The sequence below is a fragment of the Thermostichus sp. MS-CIW-41 genome, assembly GCF_054058915.1.
The window spans coordinates 80,024-105,061 of sequence record NZ_JBSSBO010000004.1 but is presented as its reverse complement, the minus strand read 5'-3'; the positions used below and the strand labels follow the sequence as shown (position 1 = coordinate 105,061).

Below are 25,038 nucleotides of genomic sequence, written 5' to 3'. Positions count from 1 at the left end.
TTCTCGTTTTGACAAATTGGCCAGGAACTTCTTGAGTTTTCTCTATCTCGTCAGTGCTCTCTTTTGGCTCAAATGAAAGATCAACACAACCTAAAAAGATAATGGTATAGCATGCAGGGATCCATGTATCCCGACGCTAACCCTGCGGGTAGAGCGCGGGGCTTGTTGCCCCCGCACCCCCGTTGGTTAAACATTAGGTTGCCCAGGAAAGGGATCCCAGCGGCACTCACGTTGTATTATTGGCTACTTCAGCCGGCAGGTCGAGCCTCTTTTGGGGAATCGGGCTAGATTGGATCCCACTGTTGATTTCTGCTGTCCACTTCTAGGGTTCTGGCGGCATGAGTTCTCCGGCCATCCAGTGGTATCCCGGCCACATTGCCAAGGCAATTGGCCAGTTGCGGGAAGAGTTGCAGCGGGTGGATGCAGTCATCGAGGTGTTGGATGCGCGGATCCCTTCGGCCAGTCGTCATCCTGAGCTGGGCCGGTGGCTGGGGGAAAAACCTCGCCTCCTGGCTCTGAACAGGGCGGACTGCATTGAGGCCAGGGATCTGAAAGCTTGGCAGGAGTATTTTTTACGGCAAGGGATCCCTGTCTATCCCACCAATGGCCGCTCAGGAGAAGGGGTGAATCGCCTCAAGCAGGCGGTCTTGCAACTGGGGCAATCGGTCAATATGCGGCGTCAACAGCGGGGAATGCGACCGCGGGCCGTTCGGGCGGTGGTGGTGGGCTTTCCCAATGTGGGCAAATCTGCTTTGCTGAATCGGCTTTTGAGGCGGCGGGCAGCCGAGAGCGCAGCACGTCCTGGAGTGACGCGGCAACTGCGGTGGGTGCGGCTGGGGGGAGAGTTGGATCTGTTGGACTCGCCGGGCATCCTACCGCCCTCTCTGCCGGATCAACAGGCGGCTTCTCTATTGGCCATCTGCGATGACATCGGCGAAGCGGCCTACGATCCCGAACGGGTGGCGGCCTACTTTTTGGATCACGTGCTGAGGGTGCAGCCCCAAGCCGGATCTCTCTTGCAAAAGCGCTACGGTTGGCCGGATCCGATCCCTCCCGGTGGTGCTGCAGTGCAGGAGTTGGCCGAGCGGCGGTATCAAGGGGATCCTCAACGGGCAGCACGGCAAATTCTCAACGACTATCGCAAGGGCTTGCTGGGGCCGCTGGCCTTGGAACTCCCTCCCAAGGCTTGAGCCCCTTAGAAGAAATCACGAAAGAAAGTCACGTTGTTGCTATGCCCACGGCAGGGAAACCGCTGCTGTGGGGCGTTGACTTTTCCCGAAACTGTCTACACTTGTCCCCAACCGGGATCCAGCCTCTGTTTCCAAGGCCGATACACCTTGAAGTAGACAACGGAACCCACTTGTCTGGCCAAGGCTTTGATGCAAGTGTCTCCACCCATACAGCGCTGGCAAACGGGATGGTTCACCTGCAGACGATTGAACCCCCGCCGCAGCGCACAGGCCGGTTGGCCCCGCAAAATCTCGGCCAGGGATCCCCCCAGCGTCACTTGCCCCAGCGGGATTTGCCCTTCATAGTCCTTGCAACAGGGCACCACCGTGCCGTCGTAGAGGATCCCCGCCTGACCGGAAGCGCCATTGCAGTATCCCCAGCGAGCTGGGATTACCCGGTCTGTCTCCACGTTGCCCCAACTGTCCAAGGGAAACGTTTCCAAAACCAAGCGGGGATGGATGCGGATCTGCTGCCAGCGGCCCGGTCGGTAAGTAGCAATCTGGGCTTCTACCCAATCGAGAGCCGGTGCATCCGGGATCCCTTGCAAAGCTCGTCTGGCCCAAGCCGAGAGCTGAGCGCGCATCTGCTGTGCAGAATCGATCACCGAAAGAGCCTTATGCGGCACCAAAAACGGGTGGGGGCTAGTATCCAGGAATTTGAGATGCACCTGCGTAGGGCTGGAGGAGCGCAAGTGCACCTGCAGAAATTGGGTAATCCCAGCAAAGTAGCGCTCCGGCGTGAGGCGGGGAGGTGCTCCGCGAATGCTGAAGGTGACTGGATCGGGAGTTTGCAGGGAAATGGTTAGCTTAGCAAAGGGGCTGCGGTTCAGCTTTTCAATGTGCTCCGGCCAGAGGGCAAAGGTGCTGCCGTTGCTGGTCAGGTGCAGGCGAAGGCCAAGCTCAGCGGCCCTGCGAATACCCTCGAAAAGGTATGGGTAGAGCAGCGGCTCCCCCATCAGGTGAAAAGCCATCACGCGGGCCAGCCCTGTTGCCGCTACTTCCTCCAAAATCTGCTCCAGCAGAGCGGGCTCCATGTGCCCCCGCCGCCGTTGCATGATCCCATCTGGACAAAACTCGCACTTAAAGTTGCAAACGTTGGTCACCTCTATGTGCAGGCGTTCCAGTTGGGGAATAACAGCAGACATTAACAGCAGACATAGAGAGGGCCGGAACAAGTCGAGGGCAAATAGCGGATCCCCCACAAGCGCTAGGTAGTGATACGCTGTTTATCAGGTTAGATCCGGAGCGGAGCCATCGCAATGCTGAAATGCACCACTCGCCACGTCCACATTTTTGCCGGTGAAGTTACTGCAGACAACAACTTCGTGCCCCGCGACGACCTGTTTACCCTCGATGTGGATCCGGACAACGAGCTGGTCTGGACTGATGCTGCCCTGCAAAAGGTCTATGCCCGTTTCGAAGAGTTGGTGGAAGAATACCGGGGGCGAGACTTGACCGAGTACAATATCCGCCGCATTGGGTCTGACCTGGAACATTTCATCCGCTCCCTGCTCAAGCAAGGGGAGATCGCCTATAACCTGCAGGGGCGTGCCCCCAACTTCAGCATGGGCTTTCCCCAGATCCCTGCTGAAGAAATTGTCGGCCAATACATCCCCAAGGGCTAGCTCTTTGCCGGTTCTGGACAGAGTTTTTGATTGTTCTGCATCTAAGGCTTTTACCCATCTGATTGTCGGAGCGTTTCCCCATGTCTGGAGAACCCACCCCCGAGGCCGCTGCTGCCGAGAAACCCGCTGAAGCTGCCAAGCCTGCTGCTGAGGATTCCCCCAAAGCCGCTGCGAAAAAAGTTGCTAAGGAAGAAAAGCCCTTCGAGCAACAGATCACGGAAGAGGTGATCCCGGCAGCCATTGCGGCTTTTCAAAAGCGCGGAGTCAGCGATCTGGAGCTGCGCCTGGAAGGCAAGACGCTGGTCGGCGCGTTTGCAGGAGGCAAGAAGCAATTTAGCGTGCTGTTTGCTGAGGGATCCTTGAATGGCCGCAAGTTCTTCCGCTGTACCACCGAAGGATCCCCGGCCAGCACCATCGAGTCTTTTATGATCGACGAGCGGCGCGTGGATGTCAACCTATTCGTGTTTTATTTGGTGCAGCGCCTTTACGCTCAGCAGTGGTATTGAGTTCGCGTGACCTTGAAGGATCCCTAGCTACCCCTAGCCGGAGAGAGTAAGCCTGCTCGCAAGAGACGAGGGGAGGTGCAGCCGGCTGCAGTTACCGTAAAGCCAGGATCCATCCGGCCATGTTCTTTGGCATGCCCACGATCCCAGAACAGGCACCTTGGCTGCCGCCTTCCCGGAAGATGAGCTGCGCACTTGGCTCGAAGAACGGTACCGCCCCAGCGGGATCAGCCGTTCATAGTCGCGTTTCAGGTTAGGGTGAGAGGCCTGGGCTACTGATCGCGCCAGCGGGACGGAGTCCTTGAAAAGCCTTCTGGCCCCGTGCATTCAACGTTTCTAGTTTGAATCGAAATACCCATAATTGCCCAGAGGGCTGCTCCCGTAGATCAGGTTCCCCGGCAAACGGCGCAGCTGGGGCTCGAACCCGGTCGGCCCAGAGGTTGTTCCCCAGTGCAGGGATCCCTTGCCATTGGGAGGGATGTTCTGTCGAGGCCAAAAAGATTATCGTTTGTAAAGAAAGCTAAGGCGGTGCTACGGGAGGTCTCGAAATGTACATCGTGCAGATTGCGTCTGAATGCGCCCCGGTTATCAAGGCGGGGGGACTGGGGGATGTGGTGTACGGCCTCAGCCGCGAGCTGGAGGTGCGGGGCCACTGTGTCGAGCTGGTTTTGCCCAAGTACGACACGATGCGCTACGACCAGATCTGGGGTTTGCACGACGCCTATCGCGATCTCTGGGTGCCCTGGTACGGGGGAGCCATTCACTGCTCGGTGTACTGCGGCTGGGTGCATGGCCGCCTTTGCTTTTTTATTGAGCCTCACTCAGGAGACAACTTCTTTAATCGCGGGTGTTATTACGGCTGCCCGGATGACAACATGCGTTTTGCTTTTTTCAGCAAGGCGGCTCTAGAGTTTCTCCTACAAAGCAACAAGCGCCCCGACATCATCCATTGCCACGACTGGCAGACAGGGTTGGTACCGGTGCTGCTGTTTGAGATCTACAAGTACCACGGCATGGGAAACCAGCGGGTGTGCTACACCATTCACAACTTCAAACACCAAGGCTTTGGCGGCCCAGAGATTCTTTGGGCTACCGGCCTCAACCGCGAACCCTACTACTTCCACTACGACCGTTTGCGCGATAACTTCAACCCCTTTTCTCTCAACTTTATGAAGGGGGGAATTGTTTTTTCCAACTTTGTCACTACGGTCTCTCCCAATCACGCGCTGGAGGTGCAATTTGGCGACTACGGCTATGGACTTGGCCATACCCTCTACTTGCACCGGCACAAGTTTCGCGGCGTTTTGAATGGCATCGATTACGACATTTGGAACCCGGAGATCGACCGCTTTATCCCCGTGCGCTACACTGCTCAAACGCTGGAAAATAAAGCTAAAAACAAAAAAGCTCTGCGGGATCGGCTGCTACTGCAGGATGTTGACAAGCCTATCGTGGCCTATATCGGGCGATTGGACGAGCAAAAGGGCGTGCATTTGGTGCATCATGCCATCTACCGCTCCCTGTTCAAAAATGCCCAATTTGTTCTGCTGGGATCCGCTACGGAGCGAGGGATCGGCGCTTGGTTTGCCCACGAGAAAAGCTACCTCAACGACAACCCCGATGTTCACATTGAGTTGGGCTTTAACGAAGAACTTTCCCACCTTATCTATGCGGGGGCAGACATCATCGTAGTGCCCAGCCACTACGAACCCTGTGGACTCACTCAGATGATTGGCTTGAAGTATGGCACGGTTCCGGTGGTGAGAGGAGTGGGCGGCCTGGTGGATACCGTCTTCGACCGCGACTACGATCCCCACAAATTGCCCGAGCAACGCAACGGCTACGTCTTTTATCACACAGATCCAGCTGCTTTGGAGTCGGCTCTGGATCGGGCCATCGACCTTTGGTACACCGCTCCTGACCAGTTCCGTCAACTGCAGATTCAAGGCATGAGCTACGACTACTCCTGGAACTATCCTGGCAAGGAGTATCTGGAGATCTACGACTTCATTCGTCACCGCTGAGCCCAACAGCGATCCCCAGCGATCCCAGCTCTTGACCCCAAGGACGAAATGCTGGACGATAGGTAGCAATCTTGGGCTTAACCTTCTCTACAGATTTGCTGCTGAGAAGGGTAAGTCTGCTCCGTTATCTTTCCCTGTCTGTAAGGATCCCCGGCTGCCATGGGTTATCTCGCCTTGGTACTCCACGCGCACCTGCCGTTTGTGCGCCACCCTGAGCAAGACTTTGTGCTGGAGGAAGAATGGCTCTACGAAGCCATCACGGAGACCTATGTGCCGCTGCTGCACATGTTCGAGGGGCTACAGCGAGATGGCATCGACTTTCGCTTCACCATGTCCCTGACGCCGCCCTTGGTGTCGATGCTGCGGGATCCCTTGCTGCAGGAGCGCTACGACCACTACCTAACCAAATTGGAAGAGCTGGCCCAGCTGGAGTACGACAAAAACGCCACCAACGGCCACATTCGCTACCTGGCGGAGCACTACATCAAGCAGTTTGCCATGGTGCGGGATCTCTGGGAGCGCTACGACCGGGATCTGGTGCGAGCTTTTAAGCAGTTTCAAGACAGCGGCAACCTGGAGATCATCACCTGTGGGGCTACCCACGGCTACCTGCCCTTGATGCAGATGTACCCGCAGGCAGTCTGGGCGCAGTTGATTGTAGCTTGTGAGCACTACAACGAGCACTTTGGCCAATGGCCGCGGGGGATCTGGCTGCCGGAATGCGCCTACTACCAAGGGCTGGAGCGGATGATTGCCGATGCCGGCCTGCGCTACATGATCACCGACGCCCATGGTCTTCTCTACGCCAAGCCCCGGCCTCGTTACGGCATGTACGCCCCTATTTTTACCGAGACCGGCGTCGCCGTTTTCGGGCGGGATCACGAGTCTTCGCAGCAGGTGTGGTCGGCAGAGGTGGGCTATCCAGGGGATCCGGTTTACCGCGAGTTCTACAAAGACCTAGGGTATGAGGCCGACTACGAGTACATCAAGCCTTACATCATGCCCAACGGCCAGCGGAAAAACACCGGCATCAAGTACCACCGCATCACCGGGCGCAACCTGGACCTGGGGCAAAAGCAGCTTTACGACCCCTATTGGGCGCGGGAGAAAGCGGCAGAGCATGCGGGCAACTTTATGTTCAACCGCCAGCGGCAAATCGAATATTTGTACAGCGTCATGGGCCGCCCGCCGCTGGTGGTGGCCCCCTACGATGCGGAGTTGTTCGGCCACTGGTGGTACGAGGGCCCTTGGTTTTTGGATTTTCTCATCCGCAAGAGCTACTTCGACCAAAACACCTACCGCATGACTCACCTGGCGGAGTACCTGCGGGAGAACCCCACCCAGCAGGTGTGCAAACCTGCCCAGTCCAGTTGGGGGGCGCGCGGCTTCCACGAGTACTGGCTCAACCCCACCAACGCCTGGATCTACCCCCACCTGCACAAGGCCACCGAGCGGATGATCGAGCTGAGCCGTCGCGAGCCTGCCGATGACCTAGAATGGCGGGCCTTGAACCAGGCGGCGCGAGAATTGCTACTGGCTCAATCGTCTGACTGGGCTTTTATCATGCGCACAGGGACGATGGTTCCCTATGCAGTGCGCCGCACCAAGTCCCATCTGCTGCGCTTCAACCACCTCTACGAGAAGATCAAAGAGGGTCAGTTTCGGCGAGAAAAAGCCACCCCTGAAGAGGAGCAGTGGCTGGCCAAGGTGGAATATATGGACAACATCTTCCCCAATATCAACTACCGGGTTTACCGACCCCTGTGACATACTCCCATCGCTGACCCTACAGGTACAGCGTGGGCTTCGCGCTTCATCGGGGAGCCTTCGCAAGAACCCTCCACGCGCAGACACGGAATGCCCTACCGCGTAGTTGTACCAGATTCCGGCAACGCCGTTTTGTACAACTACTCCCATCATACACCATGTGGGGGTATCTGTATCCCGACACTGATGCTACGGTTACAGTGCGGGGCTTAGCTACCCCACGCCCCCACAAGCTAAGCAGTGTTGATCCCAACTCTCCTCTCCCTTTGGGAGAAGGGCTGGGGGTGAGGGTCAGGAGTCGGCAGAGAGAGCTTGGGATCCCGCCTTCCCCAGCCGAATGGTCAGGCCGTCGGTTCTAGAGCTTGGTGCCGCACTCGGCGCAAAACTTGTGCAGGGTGGGGTTTTTGGTGCCGCAATTGGGGCAGTAGATCAGCTCGGCGGCTTGTTCCAGTTGCCGCTTCTCCGGCAGCCCGATCATCTGATAGTTAGCTTTGCCGGCAGGCACCATCGGGTAGCAGTTTTCGTCCCGCTTGACCACAAAGTCGGCCACTACCGGCCCCTCGTGCTTGAGGATCTCCTGGATGGCATCTTCCAGTTGATCGGGGTGATCGACGCGGATCCCTTTTACCCCAAAAGCCTCGGCTAGCTTGACAAAATCCGGCATTCCGGGAGACATATCCGAGTGGGAGTAGCGCTCGCCGTGGAAGGCCTGCTGCCACTGCCGCACCATGCCCTGCCAGCCGTTGTTGATGATGGCCACTTTGGTGGCAATGCCGTACTGAGCCACTGTGCCCAGCTCTTGCATGTTCATCTGGAAGCTGGCATCGCCACTGATGCAGATGACTTCTTCGTGAGGCAGGGCTACCTTGACTCCCATCGCCGCGGGGAACCCGTAGCCCATGGTGCCCAGCCCAGAACTGGAGATCCATTGGCGCGGCCCGTTGCGCAGAAACTGCGCCGCCCACATCTGATGCTGGCCAACATCGGTGGTGTAGTAGGCGTGGGGAGCATGACGACGAAAGGCATCGATCACCTGTTGAGGGGCAATCACGCCTTCGTAGCTGGGCACCTGCAGGGGATAGTCCCGCTTCCAGCGCTCGATCCGATCCAGCCAGGCCTGAGTTAGGCCTGGAGTAGAAGGCATTTTGCTCAGTTGAGCCAGCATCTCCACCAGAACAGTGCGCACATCCCCTACAATCGGCACATCGGGCGCACGGTTTTTGCCCACCTCGGCTGGGTCGATGTCGATGTGAATGACTTTGGCGTGCTTGGCAAATTCATCTAGCTTGCCGGTCACGCGATCGTCAAAGCGGGCCCCCACCGCAATGAGCAGGTCGCACTCGGTGACGGCGAAGTTGGCATAGGCCGTGCCGTGCATGCCCAGCATCCCCACCGACAGGGGATCGTTCTCATCGAAAGCCCCTTTGCCCATGAGGGTGGTGGTCACCGGGATCCGATAGGTGTGGGCCAGCTCGGCAATTTCGGCGTGGGCACCGGAGATGATCGCTCCACCTCCCACATAGAGCAAGGGCCGTTTGGCCTGCAGGATCAGCTTGGCCGCCGCATGGATTTGCCGTGGGTTGCCTCGCACGGTGGGCTTGTAGCCGGGGATGTTGATCTCGCTGACAGGTTGATAGTCAAACTCTTCCAGGCCCACATCTTTGGGGATGTCGATCAGCACCGGCCCGGGCCGCCCTGTCCCGGCAATGTGAAAAGCCTCTGCCACGATCCGAGACATTTGGCGCGGATCCCGTACCACGTAGGAGTGCTTCACAATGGGCAGGGTGATGCCAAAGATGTCCGTCTCCTGGAAGCCGTCGGTGCCAATCAGATGGCGAGGTACCTGCCCGGTGATGACCACCATGGGTACAGAGTCCATCATGGCGTTGGCGATGCCCGTCACCAGGTTGGTCGCCCCTGGGCCAGAGGTAGCAAAACACACCCCCACCTTGCCAGTGGCGCGAGCATATCCGTCGGCGGCGTGGGCAGCCGCTTGTTCGTGGCGTACCAGGTAATGTTTGAGCAGCCCCTGAGACTCGGCTTTGTACAGCTCGTCGTAGATGGGGAGGATGGCTCCCCCCGGATAGCCAAAGATGTGTTGCACCCCATGCCGGTGCAGGCTGTCCACCAACGCATATCCACCAGTCGCCACGGTGTCTCCTCCCCACTGAGATGACCGAACGTCAAACGCCCGCTCTCAGGAGCGCCAGCGCAGACAGGGTACTGGCCAGAAGTTGGCCAACTTTGTATTCAATTCTACAGTCTAGCAGTGGTTTGCTTTGGAATCGCTTAGACTTTCACGGTCGGCTAAAGTAACACTGGGGATCCCTAGGGATCCTCGCCGGAGTGTTGAGAGTGCCCTATCCATGACTGGAGAGCCAACCCCCATTGACCCCGGGCCGGAGCGGTCTCAGGGCAGCTTGCTGCTAGCTGTGCCCATCCTCGGATCCCCGCACAGTGCTGTGGGATCCCGACAGTGGCTGGTATGGGGAGCGCTGGGGATCTTTCTGGTGGGTCTGGGGTTGCGCCTGTGGCGGCTGGACGAGTTCCCGGCACCTGTGTTCGATGAGGTGTACTTCCCGGAGTTTGCCCAGAACTACCTGGATGGCAAGCCTTTTTACGATGTGCATCCCCCCTTGGGCAAGTACTTCATTGCCCTTAGCATTCAGGTGTTTGGCCGCAACGAGTGGGGATTCCGCTTCGCCACTGCTTTTTGCGGATCCCTGATCCCTCTGTTGCTGACCGGTTTAGCCTACCGCCTCACCTACCACGTGGGCTTTGCTCTGTTGAGCGGGGTTTTGCTGCTGACCGATGGGGTGTTTCTGGTGGAATCCCGCTTTGGCCTGATCAACGTGTATCTGGTAGCCTTTGGGCTGGCAGCGACCATTCTGTTGCTGAGAGGTCTAGAAAACCAAGGTTGGCGACGGGCTGCTCACTTTGCTTGCTCCGGGATCCTGTTGGGGGCGGCAGCTTCGGTGAAGTGGAATGGCCTCTGGTTTACCTTCATGTTTGCTCTGTTGGGGATCCTCGTCTGGGGGGTAGTCTGGCTGCGCCCGCAGTGGATCCCACGGTTGGGCATTTTGAGCCAGATTCGTCATCTGCGCTGGTGGCACTATGTGTTTTGCTTCATCCTCGCTCCGCTGGCCTTTTATGCCATTCAGTGGATCCCGCACCTGCAGCTGAATCCCCAACAGGGACTAACTCTGGATTGGAGCTGGACGGGCATCCAGAATTATTTCCGATCCCTGGTGCTCATCAACCAATCCATCTACGGCGGCCACATGGCAGCCCACCTGGTGGTGAACGAAGAGACCCCTGTTCACCCCTACTGCTCCACCAGCTTGCGATCCCTGGTGGCTTGGTTCCCGGCTTTGCGTCCTTGGCTGACTACGCCCTTGGCCTCGGCAGGAGCTTGGTCCTGGCCAATTCTGGGCCGCCCCGTGGCCTACTACTTCGGCAGTCAGGGCAACCTCTGGCAAGCTGTTCATGGCTTGGGCAATCCTTGGCTGTGGTGGCTGGGCACGGGATCCATCTTGGTGCTCGTCTGGCGAGGGATCCGCCGCTTTCACGGTCTCGAAGCCTTCATTTTGATCGGCTATGCGGCCAATTACCTGCCTTGGTTTAGGGTCAGCCGCTGCGTTTTTATCTACCACTACATGAGCGCTCTGGCGTTTAGCACCCTAGCCCTGGCTTGGTTGGTGCTGCTGGGCTGGCAGAGCTATCGCCGCTTTTGGCGCGGGGCGAGCATCACGGCGGTGGCCTTGGTTTTGGCGTCCTTTGTCTTCTTTTTCCCCGTTTGGCTTGGCCTGCCCCTCAGTCCAAGCGGATTCTACGCCCGCATGTGGTTTCGCTCTAGCCCGGTGCCGCTGTTCTGTTTCAGCCCCCAATCCTGCCAACAGCCCCCGCTGCACCTGCCGCCCATCCCCGGCTTGAACTGGATCTAAGGGAGGCATGGTAAGCTTTGTGAAGTTTGTTTCGTGAAATGCGGCGCTCCGTTACCGAAAGATGGAGCGAGGTTCGCGAAACCCTTGTGGTGGAGGTAGTGGAAACGTCATGGCCCGATCTTGCCCGAGTTCTGCCAACTCTCCCCGCCGTCCACTGGCTTATTCAGAGCAAGCTGTCCCGGTTGGGGTGATCGGGGTAGGCAACATGGGCCAGCACCACACCCGCGTTTTCAGCCTGATGAAGGATGTGCGGGTCGTGGGGGTAGCGGATATCAACGTGGAACGGGGATTGGATGTGGCCAGCCGCCACCGCGTTCATTTCTATGAGGACTACCGCGATCTGCTGCCCCATGTAGCTGCCGTGGCCATTGCCGTGCCGACGGTTCTGCACCACGAGGTGGGTATGGCCTGCCTGGAGGCCGGGGTACATGTGCTGATCGAAAAGCCCATCGCTGCCAGCATCAGCGAAGCAGAATCGCTGGTGAACCGAGCTGCCGATTGCAATTGTATTTTGCAGGTGGGGCACATCGAGCGCTTCAGCCCTGTTTTCCAAAAGCTGGGCCAAGTCTTGCAAAGTGAAGAACCTCTGGCTTTTGAGGCTCACCGTCTCAGCCCCTATTCCGACCGCGCCAGCGATGTGTCGGTGGTATTCGACTTGATGATCCACGACATCGATCTGTTGCTGGAGCTGATCCCATCTCCCGTGACCCAGATTACCGCCAGCGGCAACCGCATCTCCAAGCTGGGCTACCTGGACTACGTCACGGCTACTCTCACTTTTGCCAACGGTGCCATCGCCACCCTCACTGCCAGCAAGGTCACCCACCGCAAGGTGCGCAAAATTGCCGTCCACTGCAAGAATGCCTTGGTAGAAGCAGATTTTCTACACAATGAGATCTCGGTGTACCGCCAGGGATCCGTCGGCAGCACCAGCGACTACGGCCAAATGCCCTACCAGCGGGATTGTTTGATTGAGAAAGTCCACACCGACAATATCGACAAGCTGCATGCCGAACTGGAGCACTTCATCAATTGCGTGCGGGGGGGCAACCAACCTTCTGTGGGTGGGGAACAGGCCCTGAAAGCATTGAGGCTGGCCTCGGAGGTAGAGCGGATTGCTTTGGATGGATGTGCCTGGAGCGAAGCCAAGCCCCGCCGTAGTCTCCTATCCTAGTCTTTAACGCAAGCCCCAGATGGGGGCAGAGCCCTGTTGTTGGCCCATAGCCATTCCAGCATCAGGCTGGGGAAGAAAAAGCGACATTCGCGCCCGCGGAGTGCAGCTCTATTGACAGCTCCCCATTCGGGTGGCAGCTTTTCGAGCGAGCAATGGGGCTCCCACCAGACTCAGGCAAGAGGTGGCATCCACAGCTGTGAAATCGGGCACGCAAGCCCCGGCAGCAACGGCGAGTCCAATTCGAGTCCAATTCATCTTTCCCAAGCAAGTTTTGATCAACACCAACTGCCTTTGCTGACGCCGGTAGACTTCCACTTGTTGCTGTTGCCAGTCCACCACTCAATACTCCTGTAGCCCAAGCCGACTGTAAAGCTTGAGCTTAGTTTGCTTATCTTGGCCAATATTGCGAGCTCCAGGGCTCAGCACTCCTACCGCCGATTCTGGGGCACTGTGGAGTTTGCCATCCGCCCCCAGCGCTGTTCTCAGTCGAGAGCGGCTCACCCACACCACATCAGGAGCCACATTGTTATCTTCGGCAAAAATCACTCCCGGAGCAGTGTTGGCCAATCTCAGGCCCGTTTTCTCACTCTATTCGCCTTTCAAATTTCTTCTAAGATGCGAAACTGCACATGGTTAATGGCCAGCTCCCCAATTGAGGCTTGGTCGGTGTTGATCGTCTCGAAAGGGATCCCTTTGGCGATCTCGGCATGGGTCCAGGGCAAGCCCATGAAGTAGCGCTGCGAATAGGGGCGCTCCCCCCGATCGTCGGGGTTCGACTCCATCGGCACCCAACCCCAGCCGGGCAGATAAAACTCAATCCACACGTGGTTGTACTGGGGAAACAGCGGGATCCCTTTCAGTTCTGGATGGGGAGGACATTTGTAGCGCCCCACCGTGCGGCAAGGGATCCCATTGAGGCGGGCCAAAGCCAACAGCACCCCCACATATTCACCACAAGAACCGGAGCCACGCCGCAAAACCTCATCCGGCGGATCGATGCGAGAGGTGACCCGGTAGGAGAGCTTGTCGTAAACATAGGCCCGGATATTGAGCATTTTGCGCAGCAAGTTGGTCTCGCTGCCAACGGCCAGCCGCGCTGCCTCTCGGACAATCGAGGTGTCCATGGCCAGGTAGTCATCGTCCACCAAGTAGCGATCCCGCAGCTCCCTGGGCAAAACGGCAGCCTCTACATCCAGTGGATCGATGCAGTACTTGATACTGTAGAGATCCAGCACCGCCCGCCAGCCAAACAAGCGCACCTCATGGGCCCCCAGGGATCCCAGCGAAAACACCGCCACCTGTTGGCCAGATTGCTCTTCCACTTCAAACGGCAGACCTACCCAGTGCAGGCTGCGCACCCGTTGGCGAAGGCTGTTGCAGGGCAAGGCAATTCGCCAGACCAAATCGGGCAGGAAGCGCGGCTCTTCTTGGGCAATTTCTTCCACATAGGTCAGCTCCACCCGATAGCCGTGGGAGAGGGTGTAGGTGGCGCGTTCCCCCAGACGCTGGGGCTGAAAGACCACCGGACAGGCAATGGGGGGGTCCTTGGCCTCGATCCCGCCAACGTCAGAGGGGTCTGAGGAGCTGTGGACAGAGAGGGGATCCAAAGGCCGCAGGCGCAGGGGAGCCACCCAGGTTTTGTCGCGCAGGGCCACCGACAAGGGATCTGGAGCGTTGGGGTTGTCGTGGATGTAGGCTTCTTCGTGGGCATAGGCCACCCAGAGTTGCCCCCGCCAATGGGCCAAGCCTGTTGGCCCAGGAGAAGGGGTGAGGATACGGGCCAGTTCTCGCCCGGTCTGGCGCTCCAGCACGTAGATCGTCTCTTCCACCCGATCGCTCACCCAGAGGTAGTCTCCCTGCACCGCAATCTGTTCTCGGCCAACCCCAGGGGCAGGCATCTCCTGCACAATAAGGCCACGGCTGGGATCCAGTTGCAGGATTTTTCCCCGTTTGTAGCAGGTGGCATAGAGGTAGCGGTTTCCCGTGTGGGGATCGCTCCAGAGGGCGATCCCTTCGATAGGGTAGGGGCACCTACACACTGGAAAGGCTTCCAGGGATCCCGGTTGCTGCAGAGCGGACATGGGAATGCGCAAGATTTGCCCCTCTTGCTCCCGACTGAGCCAAATCCACGCTTGATCCCCTTCTGACTCTACCCACAAACCGTAAGCGCCTTGGAAAGAATGGACATGATGGGGATTGAGCAGCAGGGTGTTGTGCTCTTGAATTTCCACCAAATAGCCCCTCACCCGATCCAAGCCGAGTAGGCAATCTCCCCAGGTGGCCAAACCTTCCAAAGCGACCAGCCCCAACGGTTGCAAAGGGGCCACAGTTCCCTGTTGCTGCCCAGATTGAGGCCACCAAGCGGGCTGGGATCCTTCTGCCGTAGAACCCGGATTTTTCAGAGCACCCAGATCATTTGCCGGATGAATGGCAACCATGAAGGCTTCCCTGCTTGTGGAGAAGTTGGCGCGCTAGCGCGATCCGCACCAGATCAGTACGACTGTCCAACATTTTATGATGCGCCTCTTTTCAACCCCACACCCAAGGCTTCTCGACCGATGTATCCCTGCTAGTCTTGCCAGGACTGGAGAATGTTACGATGATGGCGGCTTTTTGGCCAGCAAGATAGAGCAGCGGTGGGGAGTGGTAGGGGATGGAGTTGGCCTTGGCAATTGGCGGCCTGGTGGCAGGGATCCTAGCCGGGGTTCTGGGCATTGGCGGTGGAACGATCCTGGTGCCCTTACAGGTCAGCTTGGGGATCCCACCGGTTCAAGCTGCAGCCACCAGCAACCTTTCCATCGTTATGACCTCGATTGCAGGCAGCATCCAAAACTGGCGGATGGGCATGCTGGATCTGAAACGGGTGATCCTGCTGGGGATCCCAGCGTTGCTTACGGCTCAAGTAGGAGCAATTATCGCCAGTCGCCTTCCCAGCTACCTGCTGTTGACAGCCTTCGGGGTGTTGCTGCTGGCCAACACTTACCTGGTGCAACTCAACAAAAAGGTGGTTATCCAGGCCCAAGAATTGGGGGCTGACGTCAGCGATGCCGAGCACCTCAGCGGGACGGAGTCCTCAGGGCAGATGTCTCCCTGGTTAGCCCGCGCCCTGACCGGCGGCACTGCCGGTTTGTTGGCCGGGCTGTTTGGCATCGGCGGTGGGGTGATCCTGGTGCCAATGCAGATCCTGCTGCTGAAAGAGACAATCAAAGTGGCGATTCAGACCAGTCTGGGGGCCATTGTGATCACAGCAGTTGCTGCCACTGCCAGCCATGCGGGCCTCAGCGATTGGATCTGGAATGGCCTGGGGTTCGGGGACGGCACCATCCACCAGAATGTGCTCTGGATCCCAGGTTTAATCTTGGGCACAGGGGGGTTAATCGGTGTACAGATTAGCACACGCACCCTGCCCAAATTGCCCGATGAAACCGTCAGTCTGTTGTTTCGGGGCTTCCTGGCCATTCTTTCTCTTTACATTTTTTGGCAAGCCTGGCAAGGTTATCGAGCTCTGTGAAGTGATCCTGGTCTGCCTGAGCGCTCAAGACAGCAGTCCTTGGTCATTTCGATTCTACGTTGGACGCGCTTTCCCCTCAGAGGGCAGGGCTTTTGCTACTTGGGATAGATCCCCTTGTTTGCAGAGGTCATGCACAGGGTAGCTGCCGAAGAGCTTCAAGGTTTCAGCAATTGATTCCAGCGCCGCAACCACCTCGGCATCCAAATAGGGTTGGCCGATAGGGTTCTCCAAATCGACAAAAAAGACATACGTCCCTGCCGATTTTTTGGTGGGGCGCGACTCAATGCGAGACATATTCAGGCCTCGCTCCGCAAACACTTGCAGAGGTTTCAGCAGCGCTCCCGGCACGTTGTGGGGGAGGCTGAAGGCCAAGGAAGTATGGGATCCCCCCGGAGAAGCAGGATCGGCAGAGGTTTCACCCTGTTGACCGGAACGCGAGAGCGGCGCACGGCCAATAACCCAAAAGCGAGTGCAATTGTCGGGGTGATCGTTGATCGGGCAGGCCAAGACCGGCAGTTGGTAGAGGGTGGCAGCTCGTTCTGAGGCGATGACGGCGGCGCTGGGCTGCTCCTGCAGGCGATCCAATTCTTCGGTGGTCGAGCGGGTTGGGATCAAAGTGGCCTGGGGCAGATGGGATCTCAGCCAAGCCTGACATTGGGCCAAAGCTTGCGGGTGGGAGTAGACCTGCTCAATTTGCTCCAACCGCGAGGCACGTCCGATGAGGGCATGGCGAATGGGCAGGATCAGCGCCTGCCGGATCCCTAGCCCCTCCAGTTGCCACAGGGCATCCAAGGTCATCGAGACCCCCCCCTCCACCGAGTTTTCCACCGGCACCACCGCCCATTGTTGCTGGCCGGCAGCTACCGCCTCTAGACAGGCGCTGATCGTTGGATAAGGCACTAAGGGGTGGGATCCCTGGCTGTGCAGGTGAGGCTGCTCAGGGCAGGCCAGCAAAGCTGCTAACTCTGTGTAGGTTCCAGCAGGGCCGAGGAAGGCCACTGGCGAAGGGGAAACGTTCGCGCTAGCGGAGCGCAGCTCCATCAGAGCCATTTCTTCAATTGTCGCTAGGGGCCAGCTCTAACTCTATCGTCTCGGCGTCGCGCAGCAGCAAAGGACATTCAGGTTCTGGGCAACGGGGATTGGCCGCCACCTTGTCCATGGCCTTCACCACCTCCAATCGGATCAGCCTCTGCAACTCCTGATCCGCTTGAATGGCTTCTAAAGTTCGGAGAGAGCCGTGAAAACTGGTGGCGTATCGAGGCTGGAGGTTGTTCAAAGCCAGGGCGGCAGCATCGTTACAGAATTTCTCGCAGAAGCAGTAGCGCTGTTGACTCTCCATCAGCAGGATTTCATTGACCATCTCCAGAACAGCCCGTTCCATTTGATTTTCCAGGCTCTTCAGAGGCTTATGTTGCTCCGCCATCGCTACCTCCCAATGGGAACCGAATCCGCCGCCAAGTCACTGTTTTCAGTGATCAGGAGTGCCCTCGATTACCTTCGATGCTGCTCTATTCTCTGTTGACAAGTCAAGCCAAATCCCCTGCTGCTGACGCGAACAGCCTCTGGCCCGCTCCTATCCGGGCTTGATGTATTTGGGTGTGCTGAGGCAATCGGATCTGTCCTGTCAGCCATCATCAAACCCCAGAGAATTAACCAACACTCTTGGCAGACGGGCAGAAAGTCCACACAGCAACTCATAGGAAATAGTACCCAACTGATCGGCCCAATCCTGCACGGATAAACCCACATTCACCAGATTCGGGCCCAGCAGCTCCACCACATCCCCCACCTGGATATCCGGCCTCTCGGTTACATCCCACATACATTGATCCATCGTGATTGTGCCCACCTGTTGGATCAAGCCGCCGCGCACCCATCCTCGCAGCCAGCCGGAAAGCCGCCGTGGGATCCCATCCGCATAGCCGATGGCCAGAGTGGCAATGCGACTGGGGCGAGAGGTGATGTAGCGATGTCCATAGCTCACTCCGGTCTGGGCAGGCACAGTTTGGATGTGGGTCAGCCGCGCCTTGAGTCGCAGAATCGGCTGCAGACCCGGCAGTTGCAAGTGGGGGGCAGGGGACAGGCCATAGAGGGCCAGTCCCAGGCGCACACGGGAGTAGTGGAGATGGGTTAAAGCACCGGCTGAGTTATCCAGATGCAGCGCCGGTAAGGGATCCCCGGCTTGGCGGATCTGTTCCACCACCTGGGCAAAGCGGGCGTGCTGCTGTTCCATGACCGGAGAATGGGGCTCGTCCGCCGTCGCCAGATGGGAAAACAAGCTACAGCCCTCCAGCTCCGGGATCCGACAAATCTGCCCCCACACGGCTGCTGCTTCCTTCCAGGGGATCCCCAAACGGGTCATACCCGTATCCACGTTGACATGCACCGGGATGGGTCGCCCGGCCCAACGGGCTACCTGACACATCAGCGGGATTTGGTCTGTGCAGGTGAGGCTGACCTCCAACCGGGCTGCCATGGCCTGCTGTAGTTCTGCCCAGGTATTCAAAGCTCCCAACACCAGAACCGGAGCCTGCAGCCCCGTTTGCCGCAACTCGATCCCTTCGGCCAGGGTGGCCACACACAGCCCCTTGGCACCAGCCGCAACAGCCACGGGAGCCACCAACTGCGCCCCATGCCCGTAGGCATTGGCCTTCACCACCGCCCAGATCTCCGTATCCGGCGACAGGCGAGCCTGCAATAGCCGCAGATTTTCCCGCAACTGGGCCGCGTCAATTTCCACCCAAGCCCGACTGGTCAACAGCTCCAGGTCAATCGCGCAATCCAGCTCCGCCAAGGAATTGGCCTTCTGGGATCCCTCTCTCCAAGTATTTCCCTGCACTCCCAGAGCAGCTGCTCTCAAAGTGCCCTGCGCCGCCGGCGCGACCGGTTCTCGATTCACCGTTCACCCCCCACACCCAAAACCCGTCCTGATTAGATTTAGGTTTAGCGCAAAGTCCACTCCGGCGCCATCCACAGCAACGGCACGTCTGGGATCCCAACAGCCTCGTTGCTCTCCAACAGCCGGCCCAGCCAAGCGGCTTGCCTTTGCGAGGACAGTCCTTGGCTTAACAGGCGTCGCAGTACTCGTTGGAAGCCCTCTCCCTCACCCGCCGGCGACAAAGAGGGATCCCCGGTCATGCGCCGCAGATCCTCCACCGCCTCCGTGTACCCCCCCAAAGCATCCACCAAGCCCACCTCCACAGCTTGCGCCCCGGTGAAGATGCGTCCATCGGCCAATTGTCGCACCCGGTCTTCATCCAAGCTCTGCCGTCGCGCGATCATCTCTGCTTCCAGCACCTCATCTGCCTTTTCTGGCAAGTGCTGGCGTCCTTGGGCCACATCGCGAATGAACTGCTCGAGGGTATCCTCCACCAAGTTTTGCAGAAGGCGCTGCTCTTGAGGAGTGGCACTGCGGAAAGGAGAGAGAAGGTCTTTGTACTCGCCGGTTTTGAAGGTCTGCGGCTCTATGCCGTAGTTCTCCAGCAACTTACCAAAGCTGAGGCCGCTGATGATAACCCCTATGCTGCCGGTTAGGGTGCCAGGGTTGGCATAGATTTTGTCGGCAGCGCTGGCCACGTAGTACCCCCCACTGGCAGCAATGTTTTCTAGGATAGCGATCACCGGCTTGCCTGCTCCGTGTAGAGCGGTTACGGCGCGGTAGAGTTCCTGGCTGGATCCCACAGCTCCGCCGGGACTGTTGATGCGCAGCAATACAGCCTTGACAGAGGGATCCCGTGCTGCCTCCCGCAACTGTTCCACAGGAGAAGTGGGCAGGCCTACCAAAGTCGAACCCCCTGGGCCGCCTATCGTTCCTTCCAGGGTGACCACCTCGATGCGCTCCGCCCCCCGTGCAGCCTCTAGGCCAACCCCGCCTCGGGTAGGCTCTGGGGCAGGGCGCGTGCCCCCGACAATGGCCGCAATAAGGCAGACGACCAGCAAAGAAGCCGCCAAAATGCGGTTAAGCTGAGTTTCTTGTGTCACAGGCCCCTCAATTGCCACTGACTCCGTTCTACCACCCCGCGGGCTTCTCGCAACGTCTGACACCAAAAGGCTGAGAACCAAGCAAACTCCTCATCTCGGTTGAGCCATCCAAGCTATTGACAAGGATCCTCCACTTATTTACGATCAGGTTCCAGCGTTTTTTACCGCTGAGGCATCTTCTGCAGGTTGCTAGTGTAAGCTGGAGTAGAGGGTAGGATCCTTGAGCGCGATTCTGGCTCGAAGCCAAGTGATTGGGGCTTTAGCTCAGTTGGTAGAGCACTTCAATGGCATTGAAGGGGTCAGCGGTTCAAGTCCGCTAAGCTCCATTGATTGTGAGTTGGTTATAATCCAACAGCATCCAAAGCCTGGAGAGTTTCCGGCAGGCCAGGGTTCTGGGACTCTTCAACCCTGGAACCTGCGAAGCTCACCAAGACGGTTAGCCCCGGCGAATTGACAGGCCAAAGGTTCGCCAGCAAGAACCAGGAGCAAAAAAACAGCAGTGGAACAAGGGATCCCCAGCCTTTCCCACAATTCACACCGATGGTGATATCGCTCCGTTCCAATCCAATGTCTTCGACCCAGCAATCTGTGGCCTCGTGGGAAACAGGCAAGGCATAGCGGCAAACCCGGTCATGGTTGCCCCTCTCCCTGGCGGCGGATCAAGAAGCGGATTTCCTGAAGGAGAACCTCAAAGCGTTGATCCGATTCAGCCTGCCGCTGCCTCAATTCTCTCAGCTCCTGCCGCAATTCTCGCACTTCCTGCCTTAACTCCAGGACGACTTCGGCGAGACGCCCTGAAAGGGTCTGCAAGGCAAGCTGAGCATCGGTAACCTGGGCAACTGTATTGGCCACCCTGGTCACAGCTTCGGCCAACTGGACAAACCGCGTCTCAATTTCCTCATTGGTCATGGCCGGGTGTGTCTTGGTTGGCTAATGATGAGCTCATTCTACCCTGCACGGTATGGAGTGTCACTGATACATTCACGCTGAAGTCTCCTGAACATGGTTCAGGAAAGAAGCGATCGCATCCTGCCTATCTCTGTTCGCGTCAGCGGGACGGAGTCCAAACAGGAAGGCGGTATCCCGCAAAGCCCTGAGGAATACCCCCCGAGCGCTTTCCCCCTTCACTTCCCGGCAACCGTTGCGGTGGACTCAAGGATCAGGGGGAAACTTAGTCTACTATATCCCTCTCAATGACTTTTGCCAAACCGCCTAAAGCTCAGTAAATTCAGCAAAGTTCAGGGTTTTGGGGGTTAGAGGCATGCTCTCTGAGAATGGGCCGCAATTTTGAGGAAAAACCGGCTGGCCAACGGGGGTTATCAACCCAGGGATCCCCCATTCGCGCAAGTCAGCTGGCCAGCGCTATGAGGGTGGTGTAAATCCCTTGGAGGGACGCAGTGGCCTGGCTCCAGAGGATGTGGGTTAACGACCACCTATCCAGACCCATGGCCCCGCACAACAGCAGCAGATACAGGTTGGCAAACGTGAAGAGCGAGGCCGCCCGATCTCGGTCGCAGGGATCCTGCAGCAACTGCACCGCCTTCCAAACCAAGAGGGATCCCAGCAGCGCCGCGACGCTCAGATAAAAGGATCCCAGCATCCCTAAGGGGTAAACCAGCAACAGGCTGACCGGAACCATCAGCAGCGCGTAGAGCAAAATCTGTGCGGCAGTGAGTCTTTCGCCCGCGACCACCGGCAGCATCGGCACCCCGGCACGGGCATAGTCTTCCCGCTTCAGAATGGCCAAAGCCCAGAAGTGGGGTGGAGTCCACAAAAAGATGATGGCGAACATCACCCACGCGGCCCAGCTGAGCTCGCCTGTGGTTGCTGCCCAGCCCACCAAAGGTGGGATCGCTCCTGCCGCTCCACCGATGACAATATTTTGCGTGCTGGAACGCTTCAGCCAGTGGGTATAGACCCCCACATACACCAGGATCCCCGACATGGCCAAACCGGCAGCCAGCAGGTTGGTGAAAATAGCCAACAACCCAAAGGCAGCCAAAGCCAGGATCCCCGAAAAAATCAGAGCATCCCGCGCCCGGATTCGACCGGAAGGCAGGGGACGATGGCGGGTTCGCTCCATCATCCGATCGATATCGGTGTCATACACCATGTTGATGACGTTGGCTGCCGCCGCCGCCATTCCTCCCCCCAAAAGGGTGATGAAAAACCTGAACGGGTCGGTGTTGCCTGCCATCCACATGGCCCCAGCCGTCGTCATCAGCAAGAGGGCGATGATCTTGGGCTTCACCAACTGGCTGTAGCTGCGCAAAACCTGGACAAGCGCCTGGCGCTCGCACCCCAGAGCACATGGGCTCTGCTCAGAGGGGATCCCCCCCATCGGGTTCTGGTAGGAAGCCTGACGGTCGACTAAAACGCTATCTTGCATGAAATTCACTCACCGGTCATTTCTGCGGTCATGGCCATCCACTGGCCTTCTTCCCCCTGGGTTCGCATTCGCCAGGCCAGCACCGTAAAACCCAGCAGACAGGCCAGCAAAGCTGCCCCCATCATCTGATGGGCCACCGTTAGGGGTTCTACCTGCAGCCGGTAATGATAGGTCAAAACACCGATCCCCACCTGGGCCAACAGCAGGCCAACAGACCCATGGCCCAAGAACTTGAGAAGGCGGGGGATCCGCTTGCGCCGCAGCCCGGTGGCCACCGCTACCGCCAACACCCCAAGGGTGGCCGGAGCAACCCCCAGCAAGTGGCTATTCATCACCCAGCACAGCTCGCCGGCAGCAAAGCATTGATGCAAAGCCCATTGGGAGGCCACCAAGGCGCCCAGAAGGCTCTGGACATACACCAGCAGCACCGCCCCCAAGCCCAGCCAAGGCAAGTAGCCGACGGAAAATGGCCCTTCACCCAGTCGCAGCGGCAGGATGGAGTCCTTAGAACCGGCTCTTGTCCAGATCAGTAATCCCAGGGTGAGCAAAGTGGCAAAAAACAGCAGGCCCGTGCCCAAGTGGGCCGTCACAATATCAAAGCGCAGCAGCTCCGTGACCGTCAGCCCACCCAGGATCCCTTGCATCAAGACCAGAACAAAAGCCCAGCTCAAACCCCAGGGCAGCCAAGTGGGCAATGCCTGACGCTTCAGCCAAGCAAACCCCATCAGAACCAGCGTAGCCAAGCCTACCCCAGAAGCCACCATGCGGTGAAACCATTCCAAAAAGACCTGTAGGTTCATCTGCTGGCTGGGCACAATTGCCCCGTAGCAAAGGGGCCAATCTGGACAGGACAGCCCAGCATTCATGACGCGGGTGGCACTGCCTAACCCCATCAGCAGCCAAGTGGCCAATGCTAACCCCAGTAGGGCTTGTCCCATACGCAGGGAAAGCTTGTCTGAGAGCACAGGATTCCGCTGGGAAGAAGGTTGGGATTGATGAAAGATCGAAGAATCCATTGCAGTTGAAGGCATAGCAAAGACTGGGCTGACGGCTCGAGCATCTGCACTGACTCGAGCATCTGCACTGAAAAAGAGGCTGGGCTAAAAAAGCCTAGCCGGCTTGGTATCGGGCCATCTGGAAACAAAGACGCAGGTTACTCGCTGACTATTCCTCGAAGCCAATCCTAAATGCGGTTTTGTGGCTGGCGAAGGCTTTTTAAGAATTTCTTTCTCGGCGCACAGGTGTTCCGAATCCTAGGCACCTCTGGGAAGTCAAGCCAGCAGACCAATCCTTTTCCCCCTGGGAGAGGGGTCGCGGCAGCGGCGCGAAGCGTTTGGGCGGCAACGGGAGTGTCTCAATCTCGTTTGGAATGACTACAATGCCTGAGCGCCAGAGGAAACCGATCAGCCAACTCCTCAACGACCAAAGAGGTTAGCTGCCAAAGTCCTTCCCACTGGCTCTGGTCGTGAAGATGAGGTAGCCGGGGGGTCATCAGCCCCAATAGGCTCAGGGGATAAGGGATCCTTATCATCGCCGCTGCAAGGGGCTATGGTGTTCAACCCAAGAAGATTGAAAAAAGGCTATCCCTGGGCAGAAGCTGGCCCGGAAATCGGTCTGCCAGGCCTGTAGCCACTAGCGAATGTACTGAGCCAAAGCCCGCGAAGAATATCCCACCCGCAACTTGCGCAGGGCATCCCGCTCGATCTGACGAATCCGTTCCCGCGTTAGGTTGAAGTGATCCCCCACCTCCCGCAGGGTTCTCGCCTGTTGCCCGTCTAACCCATAGCGCAACTCCAGCACTTGCCTCTCAATCGGCTTCAGGGTTTGCATGGCAGAACGCACATCCTGCTGCATCGATTGCACGAGGATCCCTTGAAAGGGCTGCTCTTGCCGCTCATCTTGCAGCAAATCTCCAAGGCGGCTTTCTCCTTCTTGGCCGACCGGCACATCCAGCGACAGGGGCAAAGCAGCAGCCTGTTGGATCATGCGCAGTTTCTTGACTTTAATGCCCAAGGCTTCTGCCAGCTCCGCTTCGGTGGGCCGCCTCCCCTGCAGCTTCATCAGCTCGCGGTTGGTGCGCTTGAGCAGGCGTACTTTGTCGACCATGTGTACCGGCAGGCGAATCGTCCGCGCTTGGTTGGCAATGCAGCGGGTAATGCCTTGGCGAATCCACCAATGGGCGTAGGTGCTGAAGCGAAACCCCCGTTCGGCATTGAATTTTTCGGTGGCCCGAATTAACCCGATATTGCCCTCTTGGATCAGATCCAAAAAGGGCACCCCCCGATTGAGGTATTTCTTGGCAACGCTGACCACCAGGCGCAGGTTGGCGTTGATCAGCTTGCGCTGAGCCTGCTCCCCTTGTCGGATGCGGGAGCGTAGGGTGGATACGGAAATCTGCAGGGCCTCGGCCAAAGCCTCGTCACTGGGATCCTCCCCCCGCTGTTGCCGCCATTCCTGCCGGGCTTGATCGATGAGGAGCTTTTGCTGAATTTTGCGCGACAGCTCGATTTCCTCAGCGTGATCGATGCGGGGCACGCGACCGATGGTATTCAGGTAGTGATCGACAGCGTCTTCATTCAACCGGGATCCGCCGGCCCCTGGCTCTGAGTCAACTTCTGCGAGGTCGTCTTGAGGGGCAGACTCGGGGTCGAACCAGAGATCGTCGAACTCCTGAGGCGAAGAGACAGAGTGTTCAGGATGAGGACGAGAAAAAACCACAGCCAGGTGAGGAGAGAACTTCATCTCCCAGTCTAAAAAGGTTTCTGCTGCTGCTGCGAGCGAAAATCGATCATGCCCCTCTTTTTTGTCCGGAGATTTTTCCGCTTGGATGCGGGAACAGCAGGGGTCCCGTCCGCCAAGTCTTTGCAGGCAAGGGGTCGCTCGCCAAAAAG

The 25,038-nt window shown here is 58.1% G+C and carries 19 protein-coding genes, 1 tRNA gene and 1 pseudogene; 9 read left to right on the top strand and 12 right to left on the bottom strand.

The window, feature by feature from the left end; genetic code table 11:
- The first annotated feature begins 338 nt into the window (after window positions 1-338).
- Window positions 339-1,190 (top strand): ribosome biogenesis GTPase YlqF, encoded by an 852-nt coding sequence (ylqF, locus tag ACVWXE_RS02475; RefSeq protein ID WP_457489495.1) that lies wholly within the window; start codon window positions 339-341, stop codon window positions 1,188-1,190.
- Window positions 1,191-1,285: 95 nt separating this feature from the next.
- Here ylqF and ACVWXE_RS02470 read toward each other — a convergent pair whose 3' ends face one another.
- Window positions 1,286-2,374, bottom strand: a complete 1,089-nt coding sequence (locus ACVWXE_RS02470) for a radical SAM/SPASM domain-containing protein (RefSeq protein WP_414330230.1) — start codon at window positions 2,372-2,374, stop codon at window positions 1,286-1,288.
- 114 nt (window positions 2,375-2,488) lie between these two features.
- Here ACVWXE_RS02470 and ACVWXE_RS02465 point away from each other — a divergent pair, with 114 nt between their 5' ends.
- The 4 genes from ACVWXE_RS02465 (at window position 2,489) to ACVWXE_RS02450 (ending at window position 7,148) form a co-directional block, all read left to right on the top strand.
- Entirely contained in the window at window positions 2,489-2,854 is a 366-nt protein-coding gene (locus tag ACVWXE_RS02465; RefSeq protein WP_011432289.1) for an NAD(P)H-quinone oxidoreductase subunit M, read from the top strand.
- 80 nt (window positions 2,855-2,934) lie between these two features.
- Complete coding sequence (locus tag ACVWXE_RS02460) at window positions 2,935-3,360, top strand: DUF2996 domain-containing protein (RefSeq protein ID WP_011432290.1); 426 nt, start codon at window positions 2,935-2,937, stop codon at window positions 3,358-3,360.
- A gap of 545 nt (window positions 3,361-3,905) precedes the next feature.
- A complete protein-coding gene (gene glgA, locus ACVWXE_RS02455; RefSeq protein WP_457411701.1) occupies window positions 3,906-5,381 on the top strand; it encodes a glycogen synthase GlgA in 1,476 nt (491 codons plus the stop codon).
- A 159-nt stretch (window positions 5,382-5,540) separates the two neighbouring features.
- The gene (locus ACVWXE_RS02450; protein ID WP_414330234.1) at window positions 5,541-7,148 is read left to right on the top strand and encodes a glycoside hydrolase family 57 protein; all 1,608 of its coding nucleotides are present in this window, start codon (window positions 5,541-5,543) and stop codon (window positions 7,146-7,148) included.
- A gap of 355 nt (window positions 7,149-7,503) precedes the next feature.
- Here ACVWXE_RS02450 and ilvB read toward each other — a convergent pair.
- Window positions 7,504-9,303: pseudogene (gene ilvB / locus ACVWXE_RS02445) on the bottom strand (biosynthetic-type acetolactate synthase large subunit); the annotation flags it as partial.
- Window positions 9,304-9,514: 211 nt separating this feature from the next.
- On the opposite strand from ilvB, the gene ACVWXE_RS02440 reads away from it, so the two are divergent.
- Window positions 9,515-11,092 (top strand): phospholipid carrier-dependent glycosyltransferase, encoded by a 1,578-nt coding sequence (locus ACVWXE_RS02440; protein ID WP_457489494.1) that lies wholly within the window; start codon window positions 9,515-9,517, stop codon window positions 11,090-11,092.
- Between the two features lie 109 nt (window positions 11,093-11,201).
- The gene (locus ACVWXE_RS02435; protein ID WP_011432295.1) at window positions 11,202-12,266 is read left to right on the top strand and encodes a Gfo/Idh/MocA family protein; all 1,065 of its coding nucleotides are present in this window, start codon (window positions 11,202-11,204) and stop codon (window positions 12,264-12,266) included.
- A gap of 339 nt (window positions 12,267-12,605) precedes the next feature.
- On the opposite strand, the gene ACVWXE_RS02430 is transcribed toward ACVWXE_RS02435, so the two are convergent.
- Together ACVWXE_RS02430 and ACVWXE_RS02425 are read right to left on the bottom strand one after the other, a co-directional pair.
- Complete coding sequence (locus ACVWXE_RS02430; protein ID WP_414382071.1) at window positions 12,606-12,833, bottom strand: Uma2 family endonuclease; 228 nt, start codon at window positions 12,831-12,833, stop codon at window positions 12,606-12,608.
- Between the two features lie 32 nt (window positions 12,834-12,865).
- Window positions 12,866-14,704, bottom strand: coding sequence for a transglutaminase domain-containing protein (locus tag ACVWXE_RS02425; RefSeq protein WP_457489493.1), 1,839 nt, complete (start codon window positions 14,702-14,704; stop codon window positions 12,866-12,868).
- A 215-nt stretch (window positions 14,705-14,919) separates the two neighbouring features.
- Here ACVWXE_RS02425 and ACVWXE_RS02420 point away from each other — a divergent pair, with 215 nt between their 5' ends.
- A complete protein-coding gene (locus ACVWXE_RS02420) occupies window positions 14,920-15,777 on the top strand; it encodes a sulfite exporter TauE/SafE family protein (protein WP_457489492.1) in 858 nt (285 codons plus the stop codon).
- 54 nt (window positions 15,778-15,831) lie between these two features.
- Here ACVWXE_RS02420 and pheA read toward each other — a convergent pair whose 3' ends face one another.
- The 4 genes from pheA to sppA all read right to left on the bottom strand — a co-directional run bounded on the left by pheA (window position 15,832) and on the right by sppA (window position 19,758).
- Window positions 15,832-16,818, bottom strand: coding sequence for a prephenate dehydratase (gene pheA, locus ACVWXE_RS02415; protein ID WP_011432298.1), 987 nt, complete (start codon window positions 16,816-16,818; stop codon window positions 15,832-15,834).
- Between the two features lie 13 nt (window positions 16,819-16,831).
- Window positions 16,832-17,200 carry a late competence development ComFB family protein gene (locus tag ACVWXE_RS02410; RefSeq protein ID WP_414330167.1) on the bottom strand — a complete coding sequence of 123 codons (369 nt, stop codon included), beginning with the start codon at window positions 17,198-17,200 and terminating at the stop codon, window positions 16,832-16,834.
- Window positions 17,201-17,401: 201 nt separating this feature from the next.
- The gene (alr, locus tag ACVWXE_RS02405; RefSeq protein WP_457489491.1) at window positions 17,402-18,676 is read right to left on the bottom strand and encodes an alanine racemase; all 1,275 of its coding nucleotides are present in this window, start codon (window positions 18,674-18,676) and stop codon (window positions 17,402-17,404) included.
- 44 nt (window positions 18,677-18,720) lie between these two features.
- On the bottom strand, window positions 18,721-19,758 hold the full coding sequence (gene sppA, locus ACVWXE_RS02400) for a signal peptide peptidase SppA (protein ID WP_457395024.1): 1,038 nt from the start codon (window positions 19,756-19,758) through the stop codon (window positions 18,721-18,723).
- 253 nt (window positions 19,759-20,011) lie between these two features.
- Here sppA and ACVWXE_RS02395 point away from each other — a divergent pair.
- Window positions 20,012-20,084 (top strand) — tRNA-Ala (locus tag ACVWXE_RS02395).
- 304 nt (window positions 20,085-20,388) lie between these two features.
- On the opposite strand, the gene ACVWXE_RS02390 is transcribed toward ACVWXE_RS02395, so the two are convergent.
- The 4 genes from ACVWXE_RS02390 to ACVWXE_RS02375 all read right to left on the bottom strand — a co-directional run bounded on the left by ACVWXE_RS02390 (window position 20,389) and on the right by ACVWXE_RS02375 (window position 24,889).
- Entirely contained in the window at window positions 20,389-20,667 is a 279-nt protein-coding gene (locus tag ACVWXE_RS02390) for a hypothetical protein (RefSeq protein ID WP_011432303.1), read from the bottom strand.
- A 439-nt stretch (window positions 20,668-21,106) separates the two neighbouring features.
- Window positions 21,107-22,099, bottom strand: a complete 993-nt coding sequence (locus ACVWXE_RS02385) for a heme o synthase (RefSeq protein WP_457489500.1) — start codon at window positions 22,097-22,099, stop codon at window positions 21,107-21,109.
- Between the two features lie 53 nt (window positions 22,100-22,152).
- Window positions 22,153-23,085 carry a COX15/CtaA family protein gene (locus ACVWXE_RS02380; protein WP_414329307.1) on the bottom strand — a complete coding sequence of 311 codons (933 nt, stop codon included), beginning with the start codon at window positions 23,083-23,085 and terminating at the stop codon, window positions 22,153-22,155.
- A gap of 694 nt (window positions 23,086-23,779) precedes the next feature.
- Window positions 23,780-24,889 carry an RpoD/SigA family RNA polymerase sigma factor gene (locus ACVWXE_RS02375; RefSeq protein ID WP_414421349.1) on the bottom strand — a complete coding sequence of 370 codons (1,110 nt, stop codon included), beginning with the start codon at window positions 24,887-24,889 and terminating at the stop codon, window positions 23,780-23,782.
- Window positions 24,890-25,038 lie beyond the last annotated feature (149 nt).

Bases quoted from the DNA above. Each gene is read 5' to 3' on its own strand.
- ylqF (WP_457489495.1), top strand. From the start codon at position 339: ATGAGTTCTCCGGCCATCCAGTGGTATCCCGGCCACATTGCCAAGGCA.
- ACVWXE_RS02470 (WP_414330230.1), bottom strand. From the start codon at position 2,374: ATGTCTGCTGTTATTCCCCAACTGGAACGCCTGCACATAGAGGTGACC.
- ACVWXE_RS02465 (WP_011432289.1), top strand. From the start codon at position 2,489: ATGCTGAAATGCACCACTCGCCACGTCCACATTTTTGCCGGTGAAGTT.
- ACVWXE_RS02460 (WP_011432290.1), top strand. From the start codon at position 2,935: ATGTCTGGAGAACCCACCCCCGAGGCCGCTGCTGCCGAGAAACCCGCT.
- glgA (WP_457411701.1), top strand. From the start codon at position 3,906: ATGTACATCGTGCAGATTGCGTCTGAATGCGCCCCGGTTATCAAGGCG.
- ACVWXE_RS02450 (WP_414330234.1), top strand. From the start codon at position 5,541: ATGGGTTATCTCGCCTTGGTACTCCACGCGCACCTGCCGTTTGTGCGC.
- ACVWXE_RS02440 (WP_457489494.1), top strand. From the start codon at position 9,515: ATGACTGGAGAGCCAACCCCCATTGACCCCGGGCCGGAGCGGTCTCAG.
- ACVWXE_RS02435 (WP_011432295.1), top strand. From the start codon at position 11,202: ATGGCCCGATCTTGCCCGAGTTCTGCCAACTCTCCCCGCCGTCCACTG.
- ACVWXE_RS02425 (WP_457489493.1), bottom strand. From the start codon at position 14,704: ATGGTTGCCATTCATCCGGCAAATGATCTGGGTGCTCTGAAAAATCCG.
- ACVWXE_RS02420 (WP_457489492.1), top strand. From the start codon at position 14,920: ATGGAGTTGGCCTTGGCAATTGGCGGCCTGGTGGCAGGGATCCTAGCC.
- pheA (WP_011432298.1), bottom strand. From the start codon at position 16,818: ATGGAGCTGCGCTCCGCTAGCGCGAACGTTTCCCCTTCGCCAGTGGCC.
- ACVWXE_RS02410 (WP_414330167.1), bottom strand. From the start codon at position 17,200: ATGGCGGAGCAACATAAGCCTCTGAAGAGCCTGGAAAATCAAATGGAA.
- ACVWXE_RS02390 (WP_011432303.1), bottom strand. From the start codon at position 20,667: ATGACCAATGAGGAAATTGAGACGCGGTTTGTCCAGTTGGCCGAAGCT.
- ACVWXE_RS02385 (WP_457489500.1), bottom strand. From the start codon at position 22,099: ATGGGGGGGATCCCCTCTGAGCAGAGCCCATGTGCTCTGGGGTGCGAG.
- ACVWXE_RS02380 (WP_414329307.1), bottom strand. From the start codon at position 23,085: ATGGGACAAGCCCTACTGGGGTTAGCATTGGCCACTTGGCTGCTGATG.
- ACVWXE_RS02375 (WP_414421349.1), bottom strand. From the start codon at position 24,889: ATGAAGTTCTCTCCTCACCTGGCTGTGGTTTTTTCTCGTCCTCATCCT.